At 63.5% G+C, this 20,904-nt stretch carries 23 protein-coding genes; 6 read left to right on the plus strand and 17 right to left on the minus strand.

Annotation, left to right across the window (positions count from 1 at the left end; all coding sequences use genetic code 11):
• Positions 1-17: 17 nt before the first annotated feature.
• Positions 18-503, minus strand: a complete 486-nt coding sequence (locus VJ673_RS07290) for a tetratricopeptide repeat protein (RefSeq protein ID WP_324125397.1) — start codon at positions 501-503, stop codon at positions 18-20.
• 277 nt (positions 504-780) lie between these two features.
• On the opposite strand from VJ673_RS07290, the gene VJ673_RS07295 reads away from it, so the two are divergent.
• The 6 genes from VJ673_RS07295 (at position 781) to VJ673_RS07320 (ending at position 7,082) form a co-directional block, all read left to right on the plus strand.
• Positions 781-2,328, plus strand: a complete 1,548-nt coding sequence (locus tag VJ673_RS07295) for a sensor histidine kinase (RefSeq protein WP_324125398.1) — start codon at positions 781-783, stop codon at positions 2,326-2,328.
• Positions 2,329-2,359: 31 nt separating this feature from the next.
• Positions 2,360-3,805, plus strand: coding sequence for a sigma-54-dependent transcriptional regulator (locus tag VJ673_RS07300; protein ID WP_324125399.1), 1,446 nt, complete (start codon positions 2,360-2,362; stop codon positions 3,803-3,805).
• Entirely contained in the window at positions 3,786-4,439 is a 654-nt protein-coding gene (locus VJ673_RS07305; protein ID WP_324125401.1) for a tetratricopeptide repeat protein, read from the plus strand. Before VJ673_RS07300 ends, VJ673_RS07305 begins: the two co-directional genes overlap by 20 nt.
• Positions 4,436-4,750, plus strand: a complete 315-nt coding sequence (locus VJ673_RS07310; protein WP_324125402.1) for a c-type cytochrome — start codon at positions 4,436-4,438, stop codon at positions 4,748-4,750. Before VJ673_RS07305 ends, VJ673_RS07310 begins: the two co-directional genes overlap by 4 nt.
• Positions 4,747-5,829 carry a ligand-binding sensor domain-containing protein gene (locus VJ673_RS07315; protein ID WP_324125403.1) on the plus strand — a complete coding sequence of 361 codons (1,083 nt, stop codon included), beginning with the start codon at positions 4,747-4,749 and terminating at the stop codon, positions 5,827-5,829. The genes VJ673_RS07310 and VJ673_RS07315 overlap by 4 nt, the downstream gene beginning before the upstream one ends.
• Before the next feature lie 68 nt (positions 5,830-5,897).
• Positions 5,898-7,082 (plus strand): ligand-binding sensor domain-containing protein, encoded by a 1,185-nt coding sequence (locus tag VJ673_RS07320; protein WP_324125404.1) that lies wholly within the window; start codon positions 5,898-5,900, stop codon positions 7,080-7,082.
• 296 nt (positions 7,083-7,378) lie between these two features.
• Here VJ673_RS07320 and ccmI read toward each other — a convergent pair whose 3' ends face one another.
• The 16 genes from ccmI to napF form a co-directional block, all read right to left on the minus strand.
• Positions 7,379-8,641 carry a c-type cytochrome biogenesis protein CcmI gene (ccmI, locus tag VJ673_RS07325; protein WP_324125405.1) on the minus strand — a complete coding sequence of 421 codons (1,263 nt, stop codon included), beginning with the start codon at positions 8,639-8,641 and terminating at the stop codon, positions 7,379-7,381.
• Entirely contained in the window at positions 8,638-9,114 is a 477-nt protein-coding gene (locus VJ673_RS07330; RefSeq protein ID WP_414635639.1) for a cytochrome c-type biogenesis protein, read from the minus strand. Before VJ673_RS07330 ends, ccmI begins: the two co-directional genes overlap by 4 nt.
• Before the next feature lie 4 nt (positions 9,115-9,118).
• A complete protein-coding gene (locus VJ673_RS07335; RefSeq protein ID WP_324125407.1) occupies positions 9,119-9,715 on the minus strand; it encodes a DsbE family thiol:disulfide interchange protein in 597 nt (198 codons plus the stop codon).
• 8 nt (positions 9,716-9,723) lie between these two features.
• A complete protein-coding gene (locus VJ673_RS07340; RefSeq protein ID WP_324125408.1) occupies positions 9,724-11,697 on the minus strand; it encodes a heme lyase CcmF/NrfE family subunit in 1,974 nt (657 codons plus the stop codon).
• The gene (ccmE, locus tag VJ673_RS07345; RefSeq protein WP_324125409.1) at positions 11,694-12,140 is read right to left on the minus strand and encodes a cytochrome c maturation protein CcmE; all 447 of its coding nucleotides are present in this window, start codon (positions 12,138-12,140) and stop codon (positions 11,694-11,696) included. The genes VJ673_RS07340 and ccmE overlap by 4 nt, the downstream gene beginning before the upstream one ends.
• Positions 12,137-12,340, minus strand: coding sequence for a heme exporter protein CcmD (ccmD, locus tag VJ673_RS07350; RefSeq protein ID WP_324125410.1), 204 nt, complete (start codon positions 12,338-12,340; stop codon positions 12,137-12,139). Before ccmD ends, ccmE begins: the two co-directional genes overlap by 4 nt.
• Positions 12,340-13,104 (minus strand): heme ABC transporter permease CcmC, encoded by a 765-nt coding sequence (gene ccmC, locus VJ673_RS07355; RefSeq protein WP_324125411.1) that lies wholly within the window; start codon positions 13,102-13,104, stop codon positions 12,340-12,342. Before ccmC ends, ccmD begins: the two co-directional genes overlap by 1 nt.
• An 8-nt stretch (positions 13,105-13,112) precedes the next feature.
• Positions 13,113-13,790: a heme exporter protein CcmB gene (ccmB, locus tag VJ673_RS07360; RefSeq protein ID WP_015433965.1), complete on the minus strand. Its 678-nt coding sequence runs from the start codon at positions 13,788-13,790 to the stop codon at positions 13,113-13,115.
• A complete protein-coding gene (gene ccmA / locus VJ673_RS07365) occupies positions 13,787-14,413 on the minus strand; it encodes a cytochrome c biogenesis heme-transporting ATPase CcmA (protein ID WP_324125412.1) in 627 nt (208 codons plus the stop codon). The genes ccmB and ccmA overlap by 4 nt, the downstream gene beginning before the upstream one ends.
• A gap of 114 nt (positions 14,414-14,527) precedes the next feature.
• On the minus strand, positions 14,528-15,166 hold the full coding sequence (locus VJ673_RS07370) for a NapC/NirT family cytochrome c (RefSeq protein WP_324125413.1): 639 nt from the start codon (positions 15,164-15,166) through the stop codon (positions 14,528-14,530).
• A gap of 31 nt (positions 15,167-15,197) precedes the next feature.
• Complete coding sequence (locus tag VJ673_RS07375) at positions 15,198-15,650, minus strand: nitrate reductase cytochrome c-type subunit (RefSeq protein ID WP_324125414.1); 453 nt, start codon at positions 15,648-15,650, stop codon at positions 15,198-15,200.
• Positions 15,647-16,522, minus strand: a complete 876-nt coding sequence (gene napH / locus VJ673_RS07380) for a quinol dehydrogenase ferredoxin subunit NapH (RefSeq protein ID WP_324125415.1) — start codon at positions 16,520-16,522, stop codon at positions 15,647-15,649. The genes VJ673_RS07375 and napH overlap by 4 nt, the downstream gene beginning before the upstream one ends.
• Complete coding sequence (napG, locus tag VJ673_RS07385; RefSeq protein ID WP_324125416.1) at positions 16,519-17,382, minus strand: ferredoxin-type protein NapG; 864 nt, start codon at positions 17,380-17,382, stop codon at positions 16,519-16,521. Before napG ends, napH begins: the two co-directional genes overlap by 4 nt.
• Before the next feature lie 54 nt (positions 17,383-17,436).
• Positions 17,437-19,983 (minus strand): nitrate reductase catalytic subunit NapA, encoded by a 2,547-nt coding sequence (gene napA / locus VJ673_RS07390; RefSeq protein WP_324125417.1) that lies wholly within the window; start codon positions 19,981-19,983, stop codon positions 17,437-17,439.
• A gap of 10 nt (positions 19,984-19,993) precedes the next feature.
• Complete coding sequence (locus tag VJ673_RS07395; RefSeq protein ID WP_324125418.1) at positions 19,994-20,311, minus strand: chaperone NapD; 318 nt, start codon at positions 20,309-20,311, stop codon at positions 19,994-19,996.
• Positions 20,308-20,817: a ferredoxin-type protein NapF gene (gene napF, locus VJ673_RS07400; RefSeq protein ID WP_324125419.1), complete on the minus strand. Its 510-nt coding sequence runs from the start codon at positions 20,815-20,817 to the stop codon at positions 20,308-20,310. Before napF ends, VJ673_RS07395 begins: the two co-directional genes overlap by 4 nt.
• Positions 20,818-20,904: the final 87 nt, after the last annotated feature.

The following is a 20,904-nucleotide window of genomic DNA, read 5'->3' on the forward strand; positions in this document are numbered from 1 at the left end:
GTCGTGCGTGAGGTCGCTCATTTCCCAAGGAAAGAGCGCGCACCGGCGTGACCGTGATCAGCTGCCAAGCGGATCCAACGCATCGCTTCTTCCTGATCCTGAACGACTCCCTTCCCTGCCAGGAACAGCAAGCCAAGCCCATATTCGGCTTCCGGCACGCTGCGGCGTGCCGCTTCGAAATACCACTTCGCCGCCTCCTGATCCGGATCCGCGATCGACTTCGGCAACTTGTCTCCAAAGACATACATGTTGCCGATGAAGTACATTGCGTCGCCGTTACCCTGCTCCGCGCTGCGTCGCGCCCACTGCAGCGCACGCTCCTCGTCCTCCGGAACGCCTCGCCCGTAGAAATAAAGTACCGACAGTTTTTCCTGCGCGACCGGATTGCCGCCTTCGGCGAGCGTGATCAGTTGTTTTGCCGCAGCCTCGTACTGCCCGGTCTCGTAAAGGCGGACCGCGTCGTCGATCGGCGCCGCGTTGGCGATCCCGGTCAGCAACACCATGCACAAAGCTACTCGACGCCACATAAAAGACTCACTCCCCAAATAATCACAATTCGCATGAAGCGGTTAATGCGCTCGTGACATGCATCAACGAGCAACCTGCTTTTTGACGCAAAATCCGTACCCTTACAGCGTCGAACGTATTGCTGCTGCGGCGCTCTATATTCACAGCGTCTGACGGGATGCCACAACACTCCCATTTTGCGAAAATGGCCATACAAAGGCGTAGTGTATCTGACCGCATGGATTTACGCGGCAGAGACGGTCGAGAGAACAAATGGACACCACGGCAAGTTTGGAAGATCGCGACGCCACCGGCGCAACCGTCCGGCTGGAACCCGAACAAGGAGAGAAGGTTAGCAAGTCCCTTTCCCTGCGTTCGAAGGGAATCATCACCTTTATCCTGATGGTCGCGTATGCGCTACTGATCGGGGTGTCGACGGAATCTCAGCGCGTCAGCCTGCTTAAGCTAGTCGACGAGCTCGAGGCCGCGCATCGCTTCGAGGCGCAGCTGCTGGAAATCAACACGTCGATGGCGCGAACCCTTTTTGCGGTCAATATGAGTTTTTCCGAGGACACGCTCACACCGTCCACAATTCGGTCGATGATCGAAATCGAGGCCAGCCTTTCGCTGCTCGAAGCGATCCAGGCCCGCTATCCGGGGATCCTGATCCTGTCCGGAAAGCTCCATGCGCTGGTCCGCGATCTCGCCCAACAGCCCTCGCTGGGAACACTCAGCGTTACGCGTGCAACGCTGAACGAGCTCATCCTCGAACTCGACGGCATCACGAAGAATGCGCACGCGAGGCGCCTCAAGCTGCTCGATCAGTACCGCGAAAATTACGATCGCATTACACTGAGCAGTTTGGCGATGCTCGTGATCGGCTTGGTCCTTATCGGAGCAGCGACCGCCATCTTCTTCAGTCGGCTGACTTGGGACATCCGAAAACTTGAGAGTCATGCCAATGACATTGTTAAAGGCAACCGCGACACCCCGCTTCCCGTGACACGCAACGACGAACTCGGAACACTCATGCACGCAGTCAACCGGATGCAGCTCGATCTGCGCGAACGCGAACGGCACATCGAACGCACCCGACTCGAACAGTTCCACCGCGAAAAAATGGTTGCGGTCGGCTCGCTCGCCGCACAGCTCGCGCACGAGATCAACAACCCGATTGCAGCGATTACGGGGGTCGCGAGCGCGATCAGCCAGGTGCAGCGAACGCAGCAGTGTCCGAACCACGGCGCGACGTGCCAGCCCGGGCTCATCCTGGAGCAGGCCAAGCGGATTTCGGCCATTACGCGACAAATCGCCGACTTCACGCGACCGCAGGCGCAACAGCCCGAGCTGCTGAATCTCAACGAATTGGTGCGCAACACCTGCGCCTTCGTGAGCTACGACCGACGTTTCCGGCGCATCACCCTGTCCACCGAGCTGGACGGAGAAATGCCGGCCGTTCGGGCGATCGGCGATCACCTGACCCAGGTATTGATGAACCTTCTGATCAACGCAGCCGACGCACTCGAGGAAATGCCGGCGGACCATCCCGCGTTGATTATCGCCAAGACAGTCGCCACCGAAGAGGAGGCGATCATCGAAATCTCGGACAACGCCGGAGGGATCGATGCAGAAACACTCGCCAAAGTGTTCGACGAATATTTCACCACCAAGCCTGCAGGGAAGGGCACCGGCCTCGGGCTCGCACTGAGTCGCGAATTGATTCACGATCGCGGCGGTTCCCTGACCCTCGAATCGGTTCCCGGTATCGGAACAACCGCAAGAATCCGTCTGCCGCTAAGAGTTGCAGCCGCTGCCGCCTGACACTCGGGCACGATCAATATTAGGGACTTCGATGCATATACTGGTAATCGATGACGAACGCGCCGTCCGCGAAATCCTTGCCGAAGCATGCAGGCAAGCCGGATATTCGGTGGACGAGGCAAAGAACTGCACCGAGGCGGCGTCCAAGCTTGTGCGGGGGGACGTCGACCTTGCTCTGTGCGATATCAAGATGCCCGACGGCAACGGCGTCGACCTGATGCGTTCGGTCAAGGAATCCGGCGTCGAGACCAACTTCATCATGGTCACGGCCTTCGCGTCCATGGAATCCGCTGTCGAAGCCTTGCGGGCGGGGGCATCCGACTACATCATCAAACCCTTCAACACGGAGGAGGTCCTGCATCGCGTCCAGCAAATCGCCGCGCTGCGAGGTCTGCGCGAAGAAAACCGCGTGCTGCGGAAATTCGCCAAGGCGGATGCGGCCAAGTTCCGTTTCGTCTCGCCGGCAATGGCCGACGTCGAACGCCTCGCCGGAAAAGTCGCGCCGACGGACAGCACGGTGCTGATCACGGGGGAGTCCGGAACCGGCAAGGGCGTTCTCGCACGAACGATTCATGAGCTGAGCCGCCGGAGCGATCATCTCTTCCTACCGGTCAACTGCAGCGCGATCCCCGAGACCCTGATGGAAGCCGAATTCTTCGGGCATACGAAGGGTGCGTTCACAGGCGCCGACAAGGCCCGCAAGGGACTCTTCCTCCAGGCCGATCTCGGCACCCTGTTTCTCGATGAGGTCGGCGAACTCCCGATGCTGATGCAGACCAAGCTGCTGCACGCAATCGAGGAAAAGGAAATCCGTGCAGTGGGGAGCGAACAATCACGCCGCGTCGACTGCCGCATCATCGCCGCGACCAACCGCGACCTCAGCCAGATGGTCAAGGAAGGCACCTTCCGCGAAGACCTGTTCTTCCGCCTCAGCATGTTCCACATCCACATCCCGCCTCTGCGCGAGCGCAAGGACGACGTCCGTAGCCTCATCCGCTTTGTTCTCGAAGGCGCCCGAGAGCAGCACGGCGCTGCCAGCTGCATGACGCTCGCCGAGGACGTCGAACGGCTGCTCCTCGGCTACCCATGGCCGGGCAATGTGCGTCAGATGGAGAACGTGATCAATCGCGCCTGCATTCTCGCCGAGGACAATTGCATCACTGTCGACGACTTACCCCCGGAAATCGCGCGCAACAGCCCACGCGAAGAATTTCATGGCACACCCATTGCTAACGAGCGATGCCTGCGTGATTTGCTACGCGAATTCGAAGCGAGCGTGATCAATCGCACGCTCGATGAAACCAGCGGCGACCGTCGCGCCGCTGCACAGCGGCTGGGTATCGGCCTATCCAGCCTGTATCGCAAGCTTGAAGAGTTTGAAGCGTACGGAATGAGCAAGAATCTATCCTCTCATCAGAATCCCTCCCGCGACTCCAACTCTGAACAAGGAATCAAGCATGAAACTTCCCGGAACTGAGAAGCTCGTTCCCGTTTTTAGGCATATCTTGATGACATGCAGCCTCATCGCGTGCATGGCGAATGCGCATGCCGATGCGGACGCCGATTATCAGCGTGGACGTGACGCCTATCACACGGGCGATCTAGTGGGTTCCATGGAACCGCTGAAGAAGGCCGCCGATGCTGGGCATGCTCGCGCGCAGGCACTCTACGGCGCAATCCTCGATGACGCGGAACTCGACGACGAAGCCGTTAAATACCTGAAGATGTCGGCTGCCCAAAACGATCCGGACGGCCAATATGGGCTTGCCAAGATGTATTTCACAGGTGAAGCCAAGGCCCCTGACGACGCCGAAGCGGGACGCCTGATGCACGCCGCGGCCGCCCAGGACCACCGGTTCGCCGTCATCACACTCGCACTCGCCTACGTCCGCGGCGACACGCGTCTCGGCGCAGGCGACTCGAACTCGCCCACCGCCGGCCAGATGCTGATCAAGGCGGCGGAATACGGGGAAGTTCAGGCTGTAGAAGCGTTGTCCAGTGCCTACCGAAAAGGTCTGTACGGGCTCGCCGTCGATCCAGCGAAGGCCGACTACTGGGCCGGACGGCTCGCCGGGATCCTGGGCACACAGAAGAAAGGAGCACGTAAATGAGCCTCCGTCGAATCCCTTACATACAGCTCCTGATCCTTGCGCTGGCGGTGCCTCTCCCGGCGCTCGCTGCCAGCGTCATCGAAGGGCAGCAGATCTACAACCAGTACTGCATCGGCTGCCACGGGGTCGGCGGCAACAGCGCCATCCCCAACGCCCCCAATTTCTCCCGCGGAGAACGTCTGATGCAACCGGACATGATGCTCCTCATGTCGGTAAAAACCGGGAAGACGGTCATGCCGTCCTTTAACGGCATTCTCAGGGACCAACAGATTCTCGACGTAATTGCCTACCTGCGGACACTTCAACGATGACTTTCAAGCTTCAGCACGCTCGCACAACACTGGCCGCTATTGGCCTGGCATTCACCTGTCTCACCCCCTCCGCTCATGCACAATCCGGCGGATCGGAGTACAAAGTCTCCGAGACCTTCAATGTCGGCGACCTCGTTTACGTGCGCGCGCTGGCCGTCGAACGCAAGAGCAACTCCGTGTGGGTCGGTACCTCTGCCGGCGTGCATGAAATCGATCTCAAATCCCGCAAACCCCTTCACACCTTCACACGCAACGACGGGCTCGCGAACGAATACGTCTTCGCCGTCGGTATCGACACTGAGGGGTACAAGTGGTTCGGCACCAACGCCGGCGGCGTGTCGCGCTACAAGGACGGCAAGTGGAAAACCTTCTTCCCGATGCACGGACTGGCCGACTACTGGATCTATTCGTTCGCTAACGATAAGGCCGGCAACTTCTGGATCGGCACCTGGGCGGGCGTCAATCAATTCAATATCAAGACCGGGCAGTTCAAGAAGTACGTCAAGGAGTTGATCAACGAATGGGTGTACGGTCTCGACGTGGACGCCAAGGGTCGAGTCTGGTTCGCGACCGAGGGCGGTGTGTCGATGTTCGACGGCAAGCAATGGAAGTCCTGGACCCACAAGGACGGCCTAGGGGCGCCGAACGCGGATCAGCTTCCCGCCTCACCCAATACCGGTCTCGGAACACGGTCCCGTCATGACCTGTCGACCATGGCGCAGGGCTTGCCCACCTACAATCCGAATTACTCCTTCGCGATGCACATCGACCCTGCCGGTAACGCCTGGGTCGGCACCTGGGGCGGTGGCGTAGCCCGATTCGACGGAAACACGTGGCAGAACTACAACAGCAAGGACGGTCTCGTCGGCAACATCGTCTACTCGATGGTCCAGGACGACAAGGGCGTCTTCTGGTTTGGCACCGACAAGGGCGTCTCGCGCTTCGACGGCAAGAACTGGACTTCCTTCACGACTCAGGACGGACTGCTCGACTCGCACGTCTATGCCGTCGCCGCGACTCCCAACGGCGAAATCTGGGTGGGCACCCGCCGCGGTGTCGCAATCATCGCCAAGAAATAATTCTGCCGCTCCCGTTCCGAGACTTTGATCGGGGGCGGGCATCGTATTCTCAACTGGAGTTTTGCCGCATGAGTTACAAAGTTGCAGCCGTAGCCGCAATTGTCGGCGCAGTCGCGATTGCCGGAGCCTATACGCTTGGTCAGCAGCAGCGCACAGCCTCGGCCCCCGCAGTCGCCGGCGCCCCTGCCGGCGGCCAAGGAACCGTGCATCAAGGCAAGGTCGGTGTTGATCCGAGCGAGAAGTTCACACATTTCCGCGTCGGCAACCGGAACGTCAAGAAGATCTATGCGGAAAACGGCGTCGTCTGGGTCGCGACGTCCGGCGGCGTGATCCGCTATGACACGCGGAGCGACGAATACAAGCTCTACGACAACACGACTGGGCTGCTGTCCAACGGCATGTTCTACGTCGGCCGGATCCAGGGCAAGATCACCGTCGGAACCTACGGCGGCGGCATGTCGATGCTGGACGAAAAGACCAACACCTGGGAAACCTTCAACATCCCCGACGGTCTGGGCGACGCTTTCGTGTACGACGTGCTCGAAACGCGCAATGGCGACGTCTGGATCGCGACGTGGTCGGGCGTCAATCGCGTCCGTGGCGGCAAGCTCAAGGATCCGTCGGCCTGGGAATTGCATACCGTCGAAAACACGAACGGCGGCCTTCCGAACGATTGGGTCTACGGTCTTGCCGAGGGGAAGAACGGTGAGATCTGGCTCGCGACCGAAGGCGGCATGACCCGCTTCGCGGACGGCAAGTGGGAAAACTGGAATCACTCACGCGGCGTCGGCGCAGACTACGAGAAGGTCAAGAAGGACATCGAGTACAAGAGCGACCCCGCCAAGGAGTCGCTGCACCACGCGCAACAGAAGCGCGAAATGGGGCTCGAGGGCATCGACCAGGCCTACAATCCGAACTACATCATCTCGCTCGTTGTCGACGACGACGGCTCGCTGTGGTGCGGCACCTGGGGCGGCGGTCTAGCCCACTTCGATGGGAAGCAATGGACCAACTACACGACGGTCGAAGGCCTGCCCGGCAACCATATCTTCATGCTCCACCGCGACAACAAGAATCGCCTGTGGATCGGCACCAATGACGGTCTCGCGCTGAAGGAAGGTAATTCCTTCCGCGTGATGAAGGCCGAGGACGGACTGTTCAACAACACCGTCTTCTCGATGACGACCACCCCTGACGGCGATATGTGGATCGGGAGTTACGGCGGCGTCGCCCACCTGCGACCGGTCAACTAAGTCCTCGCTGTCCCGGGCAGTTTAGGACGAGCCACCTCCTACGGGAGGTGGCTTTTTCTTTGGCAGCTCGCTGCGCCGATCTCTCCTCCTCTCCGCAACAGGTGATTCGCGCGCGGGACCGTCGTCGCTTGTCGACATGCCGACGAGAGACACCACGAGCACATGAGCCCCGGCAGCGCTCGCGCGCCGCAGATCGTCCGCGTATCGATCATCAATGAGTTCGTCGCGGAGAAGGGCGCAAAAGAAAGGGGCTGCGGCGCAACGCGCCGCAGCCCCTTTCTCGCAACGGAAAAAGCTTACTTGCGCACTCGATCGATCACGACCGTGACACCAGAAGCATCCGGAGATACCAGCACCGGCGCGCTTTCGAGGTCCCCAGCAGTGGCCGTGGCGCTGCCCTGCTTGGATACGCGAGCGCCGATGCCGATTTGCGCCGGGAGCGGCCCCTGCGCCATCCGTTGAGCATTGGCAAAGTCGAATTCAGCCGGCAGATCACCCACGCGGAAGCGCATCGCTGCGAGCGGCATGCCCCCCTGCATCGGCCGCGCGAAGAGGAATACCGTCTCGTCCGCTCCCGCTTGGTCCGCCAGTTCCGGAGCAAGGCTCACACGGCCCCGTACCGTCAGCGCGGCCGCCTGTCCCTGCTGTCCCGCCGCGCCCGGCATCGCTGCAACCTGTGCGGCTCCCGGGGGGTTCAGCAAGGGCAATCCGCCTTTGGTCCGCGCCTCGTTGATGCTGCCCAGAATCGCGCCGTACACGCCCTCCGAAGGGTCCATTTTTTGCAGGATCCGTTCCCACAGCGTGGACGCCGACGCGTAGTCCCCGCGCTGGAACGCCGAAGTACCGGCCAGGGCCAGCGCCTTGAAGTGGTTCGGATCGAGCTTGAGTGCGCGGGCGATCAGCTGATCAGGATCGCCGTCGAACTTGCGTCCGGCACCGCTGGCGAGCAGGTCGGCCCAATCCGCGAGGACATCGGCCTCGTCCGGAATCTTCGAACCGATCTTGCTCCAGGTTTCGGCCGCACCGCGCAGATCCTGCATGACGGCATAGGAGCGGCCCAGCATCAGCCAGCCCTGCGGGTCGTTGGGCTCACGCACCAATCGTTCCGACAATTGCTTGACCATCGCAGCCATCTGCTCCGGAGTGACCTGGTGGCCGGCGGCCTGCTGGGGCTTCGCCAGCTCCGGATCGAGTCCGTTCGGAGAACCGAGAACGAGATAGATGGCCACCGCAACGGCTGGCACTACCACGATGATGGCAGCCGCCCAGCCCCTAGCCGGCCGGTTGTCTGCGCCGGCTTCGACAACCCCACCTTCGGCGAGCGCCCGCTCCTCGAGCTCTTCGCGCGAGCGCTGATACTCGGTGTCGGGAATGCGGCCGGCGACGCGTTCTGCTTCAAGCTCGGCCACTTGCTCACGCAGCACGATCAGCGCAGTGCGCGCTTGCTGCTGGCGCGCTGCGTGGGCACGCGCCCGCGCGCCTGCCCCAAACAACGGAGGCAGGACGAGCAGCAGGGCGCCGGCCACCAGAACGGTGGCCAGAATCAGGAAAGCGATCACGAACGGGACTCCTCGGAGGTATCGGACCCGCCCTCAAGCAAGGCCATGGCGCGGGCGTGTTCTTCTGCAGTCAGCTTGTGGGTGGGCTCGGAAGCACGCTTGCGCAACCGCCAGCCCAGCCACCCCGCGCCGGCAATCAGCAGCAAGCCGGGCCCGATCCACAGCAGCAGCGTCACGCCCTTGAACGGCGGCAGGTACAAGACGAAATCGCCGTAGCGCGCGACGAGGTAATCGACGACGGCCTGTTCGTCCTTACCCGCAAGGAATTGCTCGCGCACCTGGTTGCGCAGATCAATCGCCAGGGGCGCATTCGACTCCGCGATCGACTGGTTTTGGCAAACGAGACAGCGCAGGCTGTGCGACAGCTGCATCACGCGCTCCTCGAGGGCCTGATCATGAGCCAGCGGCTCCGCCTCGCCCGCCGAAGCGGCGAGCGGCATCAACAAAGCAAACACCAGCGCCAGACGGCGCATCAGATCAACCCGCACGCTGCAACTCCGCAATCTTCGGAAGCAGCACGTCACGCAACGCCTCCACGGTTAGAGGTCCGATGTGCTTGTAGCGAATGACGCCGGCCTTGTCGACGAGGAAGGTCTCGGGCACGCCGTAGACGCCGTAGTCGATGCCGACGCGCCCGTCGAGGTCCATCGCGGTGACGGCGTATGGATCTCCGCCGTGCTGCACGAGCCATTGGCGCGCGCGCTCGGTAGCGAGGCGCAGCTCGGCCGGGGCGTCCATCGACTTGCCTTCGAGCTCGTTGTCGCCGCGCACTTCCTTGTAATTGAGACCGACGATCGGCACCGGGCTGTTACGCGAGAGTTCGACCAGTAGTGGATGCTCCTGACGGCAGGACACGCACCACGACGCCCAGACGTTGAGGAGCCATACGCGGCCTTTCAGATCGTCAGGAGAGATGGTCTTGTCGGGCGACTGCAGTTGCGGCACCCGGAACGCGGGTGCCGGCTTGTCGATGAGCGGAGATGGAACCTCACGAGGGTTGAGCCTCAGGCCGTAGCCCAGAAAACCGACCAGCAGCAGAAAGAGCAGCAGTGGAACGAGAAACTTCGCTTTCATGTAATCCCTTAGGCAACCTGACGCGCGGCCGCCGCCGGGGCGGCGCGTTCAGCGAGGCGACGATAACGACGGTCGGCGGCGGCGAAGATGCCACCGATGGCCATGATGATGCAGCCGAACCAGACCCAGCTGATGAACGGACGATAGAAGAGGCCGACCACCCATGCACCGTCCTCGAGCTGTTCGCCGAGGTTCACGTAAACGTCGCGGAACAGGCCGATGTCGATCGAGGCTTCGGTCATCGGCATCTGCTGCGCGAGATAGACGCGCTTCTCGGGGGCGAGCGTCGCGACCTTGCGTCCGCCGCGCGTGACGTCGAGAGTGCCGCGCGCGGCCGCATAGTTCGGGCCCGGAGCATCGGCGATGCCGCGGAAGGTAAAGGTATAGCCGGCGAGTTGCGCGGTGTCGCCCGGGTGCATCTTGACCTGGATCTGGGTGTTCAAGCTTCCGACGAGGGTCACGCCGATGATGAACACGCCGATGCCGAGGTGGCCGAGCCACATGCCCCACCACGCGGATGGGATGCCACGCAGACGCGTGCCGGTCGCAGTCCCGGGGCGATCGGCGAAGCGCTGCAGCAGGGTCTGGACGCTTCCGATAAGCACCCAGGCAGCCAGCGACAACCCCAGGACCGTGCGCACGGAGACGTGGCCGGCAGCGAAGGACACGCCGGCGCCGATGGCAATGCTCGCGACCAGCGGGAGGACGACGTTGCGCAGGATCCTGCCGCCATCATCGCCCTTCCAGCGAATGATCGGCCCGATCATCATCAGGACGATCACCGGCGTCATCAGGGGCACGAAGACGGCCTCGAAGTACGGAGGACCGACGGAGATCTTGCCGAAGCCCAGGGCGTCGACGAAGAGCGGATACAGCGTGCCAAGCAATACCGAGCCCGCGGCCACGGACAGCAGGACGTTGTTGCCCAGCAGCGCCGATTCGCGCGAAATGAGGCGGAAGCTGCCGCCGCCGGCGAGCGTCGGGGCACGCCAGGCGAACAGCACCAGCGACACACCGATCACGAGCACGAGCAGCGCGAGGACGAACATGCCGCGTGCGGGGTCGGTCGCGAAGGCATGGACCGAGGTCAGGACGCCCGAACGCACGAGGAAAGTCCCCATCAGCGACAGCGAAAAGGCGGCGATCGCGAGCAGCACGGTCCAGCTGCGGAAGGCGCCCCGCTTTTCGGTCACGGCCAGCGAGTGCATCAGCGCGGTGCCAACCAGCCACGGCATGAACGAGGCGTTTTCGACGGGATCCCAGAACCACCAGCCACCCCAGCCGAGTTCGTAGTAGGCCCAGCCCGAACCGACGGTGATGCCGCAGGTGAGGAAGATCCACGCGACGGTCGTCCAGGGCCGCGACCAACGTGCCCAAGCCGCATCCATACGGCCGGACAGCAACGCAGCGATGGCGAAGGCGAAAGCCACCGAGAAGCCCACGTAGCCCATATAGAGCAGCGGCGGGTGGATGATCATTCCGGGATCCTGCAGCAGCGGGTTCAGGTCGCGGCCTTCGGCGGCTCCGGGAAGGATGCGGTCAAAGGGGTTGGAGGTGACCAGCAGGAAGGACAGGAAGCCCGCGCTGACACAGCCCAGCACGCCGACGACGCGCGCCATGAAGATCTCGGGCAGGTTGCGGCTGAAGATCGTGACGGCCACGGTCCACAGCGACAGAGCCAGCGCCCACAGCAGCAGCGAGCCTTCATGGTTACCCCACACACCGGTGATCTTGTAGATCATCGGGGTTTCGGAGTGCGAGTTGGTGGCCGCCAGTTGCAGCGAGAAATCACTGGTGACGAAGGACCAAGTCAGGCAGCCGAAGGAAAACAGAATGAAGAGGAACTGTCCCTGTGCGGCCGAGCGGCCGACGGACATCAGCGCGAGGCGATTGCGGCTCGCGCCGATGAGGGGCACGATCGCCTGCACCAGCGCGACGACAAAAGCCAGAATCAGGGAAAAATGACCAAGTTCAGGAATCATTGCTTCACCGTCTGAGCCGTCTTGTGCGCCTGATCGACCGCATGCTGCGCTTCGGGCGGCATGTAGTTCTCGTCGTGCTTGGCGAGCACTTCGGACGCAGTGAACTTGCCGTCAGCACTCATTACGCCCTGGACGACGGCACCCTTGCCTTCCTTGAACAGGTCGGGGAGCGCGCCCTTGTACGTCACCGGGATCACCTTGGCGGTGTCGGTGATCGCGAATTGAACGGTCACCCCGTCTTCGCTGCGCTTGAGCGAGCCCTGCTCGACCAGCCCGCCGATGCGGAAGGTCCGCCCGGTGGGAGCCTTGCCTTCGGCGACTTCGGTCGGCGTATGGAAGAACACCAGGTTCTGTTGGAAGGCGCTCAGCACGAGGGCGACGGCGCCGACCAGCAAAGCCACTGCACCGGCGACCAGCACCAATCGTTTGCTACGGGGTTTCATTCAACAATCTCCTCAAAAGCACGGCGCCCGCCCGCATTGGCGCGACGCAGACGCAGTAGGCGCCGTACGGTATCCCTACGACGGCGAACGACGAGGATCAGTTCCCCGACTACGAGCAGGGCCGTTAGGCCGTAGCTGCCCCACACGAAGGGCGCAAAGCCGCCCATGTCCCAGAAAGCACTCCAGGATTCCCACTGCATCAGATCTTGCCCTCCAGGGCATTCAGTTCCGCAGCCACCCACTCGGTGTGGCGCTCGCGTTCGAGAATGAGGGAGCGGACGCGCCACAGCGTGACCGCGATGGTGTAGGCCCACGCGCCGATCGCCATGACCAGCATGCCGAGCAGCATGGTGGAAGCCATCGACGGCGAGCGGTTCATGCTCACCGAGGCGCCCTGGTGCAGGGTGTTCCACCACTTGACCGAGAAATAGATGATCGGGACGTTGACTGCACCGACCAACGCGATGATAGCGCCCGCGCGGTCTGCCCGGCGCGGATCCTCGATCGCACGCGTAAGCGCGATGAAGCCCATGTAGAGGAAGAGGAGCAGCAGCTGTGAAGTCAGGCGCGCATCCCAGACCCAGTAGGCCCCCCAGGTCGGCTTGCCCCAGAGCGAGCCGGTGACGAGTGCGACGAAGCAGAACATCGCGCCGGTCGGCGCGAGCGCCTGCGACATCATGAACGAGAGCCGCGTGTTCATGACCAGGCCGACAGCCGACCAGAAGGCCATCACGAGGTAGACGAACATCGACATCCAGGCCGCGGCGACGTGGATGTAGATGACGCGATAGACCTCGCCCTGCTGGGCGTCGGTGGGAGCCACGAAGAAGCCGAGCCACATGCCGGCGGCGGTCAGGATCGCCGCGACAATGGCGAACCACGGTGCGAGCTTGCCGGCGAGGGGGTAGAACATTTGCGGGGCAGCAAAGCGGAAAAGGCTCGTGCTGCGTTCGGGCTTGTTCATGTCTTTCATCATTCAACCGCGATTCTGAGGGCGCCGGCGCAGGCGATCGGTGCCAGCGCCAGGGCCGCGAGGAGGCCACCACCGAGAAGCAGAAAATGTGCCTGCGCACCGCTTCCAGACAGATGGGCATCGACTGCGCCGGCACCGAAGATCAGTACCGGCACGAACAAGGGCAGGACCAGCAGCGCGAGCAACATGCCGCCCCCCCGCAGTCCGAGGGTCAGTGCGGCACCGACCGCCCCGAGGAGCGCGAGGATCGGAGTCCCCAGGAGCAACGATAGGATAAGCACTCCGAGGGCTCCTTGCTCCACGTCAAACAGCAACGCGAGCCCCGGCGCGACGACGACGACCGGCAGCCCGGTCGCGATCCAGTGCGCGCTGATCTTCGCGACGACCCACAGCACCGTCGGTTCGGGGGAGAGGAGCAGTTGCTCCAGCGAGCCGTCGGCGTGGTCCTGGGCGAACAGACGGTGCAGCGACAACAGCGTCGAGAGCAGCGCCGCGACCCACAAGACCCCTGGGGCGATGGCCCGCAGCTGGTTGGGCTCGGCGCCGACCCCGAAGGGGAACAGGCACACGACAACGACGAAGAAGGCCAGGGTGACCAGTACGTCGGCACGTCCGCGCCAGGCAAGCAGGAGATCGCGGCCCAGGACCGCAGAAAATGGACCCAACGCGCGACTCAACAAGCCACCTCGGATAGATCTAGCACCTCGGGCGGACGGACGAAGGGAGCATCCTGGTGGGTGGTAAGCACCACCATGCCGCCGGCGGCGCAATGGTCGGACAGGGTTGCTGCCAGATCGGCGACGGCGGCCACATCCAGAGCAGTGAAGGGTTCGTCGAGCACCCACAGCTTGCGCCGCGTGCCGATGAAGAGGCGTGCGAGACCGACGCGGCGGCGCTGCCCCTGCGACAGGACGCGGGCCGGCAGGTCGAGCTGTTCAGCAAGGCCGATGCGCACGAGGGCGTCCACACACGAGTCCTCGTCGCTGTGGTCTCCGGCGGCGGCGCAGGTGAAGCGCAGGTTTTCGAGCGGGGTCAGCAGGTCGTTCAAGGCCGGCGCGTGGCCGAGGTAGAGCAGCGCGCGGTGGAAGGTCTCACGGTCCTGACGTATCGAAACGTCATTCCAAGCAACCTCGCCATGTTCGGCATGCGCGAGGCCACAGAGGATGCGCAGGAGGCTAGTCTTGCCGAACCCGTTGGGGCCGGCGATCCGCAGCATGGCACCGGGCACCACCCGAAACGAGAGGCCACGAAACAGCGGGCGGTCACCCTTTACACAGGCGAGATCGTTGGCATAAAGCATGGGCGTGGATTTAACCACAGACCGGCCTGCTTCGGGAGACCTGAAAAAGGGTAACGCCGCGATTTCGCGAGCAAGAAAGCGAAATCGCGGCAAGGAAATATGACCGGCTCGGTCTTATTCCTGTTTCGGCGCACCCGGCGGATGAAAGACTTCCGGCGCGACGCCCTCATGGCCGGCGCCGATCGCCTGTTCGATCGGCGGCAGGGAGTGCGCGATGCCCTTGTGGCAGTCGATGCAGGTCTTGCCTTCGGCGAGCCCCGCCTGGTGGGCCTTGTTCGAGCGTCGCCCCTGGACGGAGTAGTCGAAATACTCGTAATTATGACAATTGCGACATTCCTGCGAGTTGTTCTTCTTCATCCGGCGCCACTCGTTCTGGGCAAGTTGGATGCGCTTGGCGGCGAACTTCTCCGGCGTGTTGATCGATCCGAGCAGGTGGTGCAGGACTTCGTTCGACGCCTGGATCTTGCGCAGGATCTTGGGTACCCATTCCTTCGGCACGTGGCAGTCCGGACAGGTGGCGCGCACGCCGGTGCGGTTCTGGTAGTGGATGGTGTTGCGGTACTCCTTGAAGACGTTGTCCTGCATTTCGTGGCAGCCAATGCAGAAGGCTTCGCGATTGGTGAGTTCGAGGACGGTGTTGAAGCCGCCCCAGAAGACGATGCCCGCGATGAAAGCGATGCCGCCGATGCCGAAGACGAGGCGGCGAAGCCGCTGCCACCGGGCTCCCTTGCCGTTGTTATTGTCTTGAGTCATGTTCGATTCCCCTTGTGCTTGCTCCGGCAGATCAACGCAGGCCGTCGGCGCGCTTGAAGGTATTTTCGACGAGGGGCTTGGCGTCCGACTGCGAGATGTGGCATTGCGTGCAGAAGTAGCGGCGCGGGGAGATGTTGGAGAGCTCGCCGCCTTCGCGGTCCTTGAAGTGCGTGAGGCTGACCTTGGTCGCGTTGAATTCCTGGTAGCGGCTCCAGGAGTGGCAGTCCATGCACTTGTTGAAGTTCTTCGAGATCTCGTAGCCGTCGATCTTGTGGGGGATCAGCGGCGGTTGCTGGACGTAGTCGCGCGGAATCGGGGGGCCATCGGCGCGATTGTGCGGCGCTTCCATTGCCGGGTCGGGGGCATCCACGGAGACGCCGCGCAGGCTGCGCACCGGGTCCGCGGCGACGGCGCCGCCGACCAGGGCGCCCAGACACAGCGCGGCAGCGAGGGTCATCGCGAGGTTTCGGGTCTGTCTTTTCATGACTCGCTCCTATCAATTCGGGTCGTAATTCGGAAAACGTCCTGGGCGCAAACGTCGACGCAGCGGCCGCAGGTGGTGCAGTTGCGGTCGAGGATGAGCGGATGGGCCTGCCCGACGGCTTTCAGCGCCGGGCGAATTACCTGGGGTTCGGGGCAGACGGCGAAGCAGTCCATGCAGTCATTGCAGGCGGCGCGTCGTTGCGCGGAGACGCGGATTCGTGCGAAGGAGCCGAGAAGGCTGTAGAAGGCGCCGACCGGGCAGACGTGGCCGCACCAGCCACGCGGCGCGATCAGCAGGTCGTAGGCAAAGACGGCAGCGACGATGCCCCAGGCGAGCCCCGCGCCAAAAATGAGGCCGCGTTGCAGCATCGAGACGGGATTGACCCACTCCCACGCGAGACTGCCGGTCGCGAAGGCGGCGACGAACGTGAAGGCGAGGAGCCAGTGGCGGGTATCGGCCGATGGCACGTTGCCCCCCTTCAATCCGAGGCGGCGGCGGAGCGAGGCGGCGGCGTCGGTGACGACGTTCATAGGACAGACCCACGCGCAATAGGTACGGCCGCCGACGAGGAGGTAGAAGGCGAGGACGATGGCGCCGCCGATCAACGCCTCGCGGTAGGGCAGCATACCGGCGGCGAGCGATTGCAGCAGCAGGTAGGGATCGGTGAGCGGCAGGACGCGGAGCGTGAGGCTCGAGGCAAGGTTGCCCTTGACGATCCATATGCCAGCGAGCGGACCGGCGAGAAAGAGTGCGACGATGGCGAGTTGGGTCGTGCGACGCAGCAGTAGCCACTTGTGGGCAGGCAGCCAGCCCTTGACGGCAACCGCGTCCGCACCCGGGCGTCGGGCCGATGCCCGAATTTTGGCGCTCATGGCTTCCACCCCGAATCGAGACCGTTGCGCGACGGTGCCGGGCGCTGTGCCGCCGGCCCTTCGCCGGGATTCACGCGCGTGTCGCCGTAGGGCTTGTCTTCGAGTCCGCGAACGGGCAGTTCGAGCTGGTCACCGATCAGCGAGCCGCCGGCGGCGTCCTTTTCTTCCCAGCCCTTGCGGTAGTGCTCGGCGCGCGAACCCTTTGCGAGCTTGACAGGCAGGACCTTGATCGCGGCTTCGCCAGGCAGGACGCAAGATTTTTCGCATTTGCCGCAGCCGGTGCAGTAGTCGGAATGTACTGTCGGCAGCAGCATCGCGTGGCGGTCGGAATGCGGGTTGTGCTGACGTTCGAGGGTGATGGCCTTGTCGATGACGGGGCAGACGCGGTAGCAGACGTCGCAGCGCAGCCCGAGGAAGTTGAGGCAGGTTTCGTGGTCGATCAGCACCGCGAGTCCCATGCGCGCCTTGCCGATGTCGGTGAGTCCGTGATCGAGCGCGCCGGTCGGGCAGGCGGCGACGCAGGGGAGGTCTTCGCACATCTCGCAGGGCACGCGGCGCGCGGTGAAGTAAGGCGTGCCGGGTACGACGCCGTCGCCGAGGGTGGCGAGGCCGAGCGTGTGATAGGGGCAATCGCGCACGCACAAGCCGCAGCGCACACAGGCGGCGAGGAAGTCGTCTTCGGGAAGCGCGCCGGGCGGACGCAGCGCGGTCGGAGGCAGCGCGCGCGCCTGCTCGGCGTACAGGCCGACGCCGAGCGACAGCAGGCACGCGCCGCCGGCCACGCTGGCCGCTTCACGCAGGAAGCGGCGGCGCGGGGCACTGGCGGCAGTCGCGGCCGGTTTGGGCTGTACGTCGGTCATGGTCGCTTGCGTGGGCCGGGCGAGCGCTTGTTCTCACCCGGCGCCGCGCTCTCCTCAGGCCTTGAGCACCTTGACGGCGCACTTCTTGAAGTCCGTCTGCTTCGAGATCGGGCAGGTCGCATCGAGCGTGAGCTTGTTGACGAGACGCCCTTCGTCGAAGAACGGGATGAAGATCAGGCCGACCGGCGGCTTGTTGCGGCCGCGCGTCTCGAGGCGCGCAGTGATGTCGCCACGGCGCGAGGCAACCTTGACCATCATGCCGCGCTGCAGCCCGCGCTTCGTGGCGTCGTCGGGGTGCATGAAGACGACCGCCTCCGGCACGGCACGGTGCAGTTCGGTCACGCGCCGCGTCATCGTGCCGGTGTGCCAGTGCTCGAGCACGCGCCCGGTGCACAGCCACATGTCGAACTCCTTGTCCGGCATTTCGGGCGGATCCTGATAGGGCAGCGCGAAGATCACGGCGCGGCCGTCCTTCTGACCGTAGAACTTGAGGCTCTCGCCGGTCTTGACGTAGGGGTCGTAGCCTTCGCGGTAGCGCCACAGCGTTTCCTTGCCCTCGACGACGGGCCAGCGCAGGCCGCGGGCCTTGTGGTAGTCGGCGAAGCTGGCGAGGTCGTGGCCGTGGCCGCGGCCGAAGGAGGCGTATTCCTCGAAGAGGCCCTTCTGCAGGTAGAAGCCGAGCTCCTTCGACTCGTCGTTGGCATACGCTGGAATCGCGTGGGCGTTGTCCTTCTGCATGTCCGACAGCGGGAACTTGTTGACGACGCCGTTCTTGTAGAGGACGTCGAACAGGGTCTTGCCCTTCACTTCCGGCTTCTTCGCGATGAGCTCGGCAGGCCACACGTCCTCGACCTTGAAGCGCTTGGAGAACTCGATGAGCTGCCACAAGTCGGACTTCGCCTGGCCCGGGGCCGAGACCTGCTGGCGCCAGAACTGGGTGCGGCGCTCGGCGTTGCCGAAGGCGCCTTCCTTCTCGGTCCACATCGCCGCGGGCAGGATCAGGTCAGCCGACAGCGCTGAGACGGTGGGATAGACGTCCGAGACGACGACGAAGGCTTCGGGGTTACGCCAGCCGGGGTAGATCTCGCCATTGACGTTCGGGCCCGCCTGCATGTTGTTGGTGACGGCGGTCCAGTAGCACTTGATCTTGCCGTCCTTCAGCGCGCGGCTTTGCGCGACCGCGTGCAGCCCCATCTTCTCGGGGATCGTGCCTTCGGGCACCTGCCAGATCTTTTCGGCGACAGCACGATGCATCGGGTTCGCGACGACCATGTCGGCGGGCAGGCGATGGGAGAAGGTGCCGACTTCGCGCGCGGTGCCGCAGGCCGAGGGCTGGCCGGTGAGCGAGAACGGGCCGTTGCCGGGCTCGGCGATCTTGCCGACCAGCAGGTGCACGTTGTAGATCATGTTGTTCGCCCAGGAGCCCCGGGTGTGCTGGTTGAAGCCCATCGTCCAGTAGGACACGACCTTCTTCTTCGGGTCGGCGTAGAGCTTCGCGAGGCGCTCGAGCTTTTCGGGCGGCACGCCGGAGAGCTTCGACGTCTTTTCCAGCGTGTATTCGGAGACGAACTTCGCGAATTCCTCAAAGCTGATGTCGGTCGCGGCCCCGGTGTTGCCCTTCGGTTTGCCGTCCGCGCCGGGATAGCCGTTGTTGGTGGCGTTGGTTTCGAGCGCGTGGTTCGGCCGCAGGCCGTAGCCGATGTCGGTTTCGCCCTTCTTGAAGTTGACGTGGGCCTTGACGAACTCGCTGTTAACTTTCTTGTTCTGGATGATGTAGTTGCAGATGTAGTTCAGGATCGCGAGATCGGTCTGCGGCACGAACACCATGCCGTTGTCGGCGAGTTCGAATGAGCGGTGCTCGTAGGTCGACAGCACGTGGACTTCGGTCCCTTCCTTCGACAGGCGCCGGTCGGTGATGCGCGACCACAGGACCGGGTGCATCTCCGCCATGTTCGAACCCCACAGCACGAAGGCGTCGGCGTTCTCGATGTCGTCGTAGCAGCCCATCGGCTCGTCCATGCCGAAGGTGCGCATGAAGCCGGCGACGGCGCTCGCCATGCAGTGGCGGGCGTTGGGATCGAGGTTGTTGGTGCGCAGCCCGGCCTTCATCAGCTTGGAGGCGGCATAGCCTTCCCAGATCGTCCATTGGCCGGAGCCGAACATCGCGACGGAGTCGGGGCCATGCTGCTTGATCGCGGCCTTCCACTTCTCGGCCATGATGTCGAAGGCCTGGTCCCAGGTGATCGGCGCGAAATCGCCGTTCTTGTCGTACTTGCCGTTCTTCATGCGCAGCATCGGCTTGGTGAGCCGGTCCTGGCCGTACATGATCTTCGAGAGGAAGTAGCCCTTGATGCAGTTGATGCCGCGATTGACGGGCGAATCCGGATCGCCCTGGGTCGCGACGACGCGCCCGTTCTGCACGCCGACGAGCACCGAGCAGCCGGTGCCGCAGAAGCGGCAGGCAGCCTTGTCCCAGCGCACCTTGGTGCCGTCCGCAGCCGACGGCTGCGCCTCGGCGACGACCGGGATCCCGATGCCAGCCGTGGCAGCCGCCGCGGCGATCGCATTGGTCTTGATGAATTCGCGTCTATCCATGGTCATTTCAAGCCTCCTAGTCCTGAGCGCCGCCGGCACCATCCGCCACCTTCGGCGGTAGGCCCGGGATCGGTTCGGGGGGTTCCAATTCGCCAGTCAAACCTTCATCCGTGTATTCGTATGCAAGCGTCACTGCCATGACATGCGGGGCGCCATTCACGGCGAGGATCGACTCCTCCATCCGGTAGCCCTCGCCGTCCTCGACGGTCACGATGACGCGCCCCTGCTCAACGTTCGCGCCGTGCACGCCGACGCCGGGAATGTCCCGCAGCGACGCGCTCAAAGCGTCGATGTGCTCGGGTTTCACGTGCACCACGAGACTTGCGATCTTCATTGCCGTGCCTCCACTTGCTTGGTCTGCTCGGTTAGCCGGACGGCCCCGACCGGGCAAGGCGCGTGACAGGCGCCGCAGCCCGTGCAGAGGGCGGAGTCGAGCTGCGGCTGTGCGATGCCGCCGATCGTGGGACGAAAGCGGATCGCGGCGACGGGACAGGCTTCGCCGCACACGCGGCACTCGACCGCCTGCCGGGCGACGCACGCGTCGCCGATCGCGGCTTTCAGGTTCCAGGGGGTTTGCGATTCACCGTCGCGCCGCAGGGCCCGGGCGCGGCAGGCCGTGACGCAGTCGCCACAGAAGATGCATTCGCCGCGGCCGAAGTCGACCATCGGAAACCCGCCGTCGCCCGCGATCAGGATCGCCGTCGGGCAGGCCTTCACGCAGTCGCCGCAGCGCGTGCAGCGATCAGGAAAGTCGTCCGGGCCGCCGCTCCAGGGGGGAAACTGCACCACCTGGAGCCGGTCCCGATGTCCGCGCAGGAATCCGCGACGCGAGATCGCCATGTGCTCCACCAATTACCCTAATCCCTTTACGGGTTTTCATTGGACACGCGAGCACGACGGCATACCTTGATACCGATCAAGGCGGGA

The organism is Aromatoleum sp., from assembly GCF_035254505.1.
Lineage (GTDB): Bacteria > Pseudomonadota > Gammaproteobacteria > Burkholderiales > Rhodocyclaceae > Aromatoleum.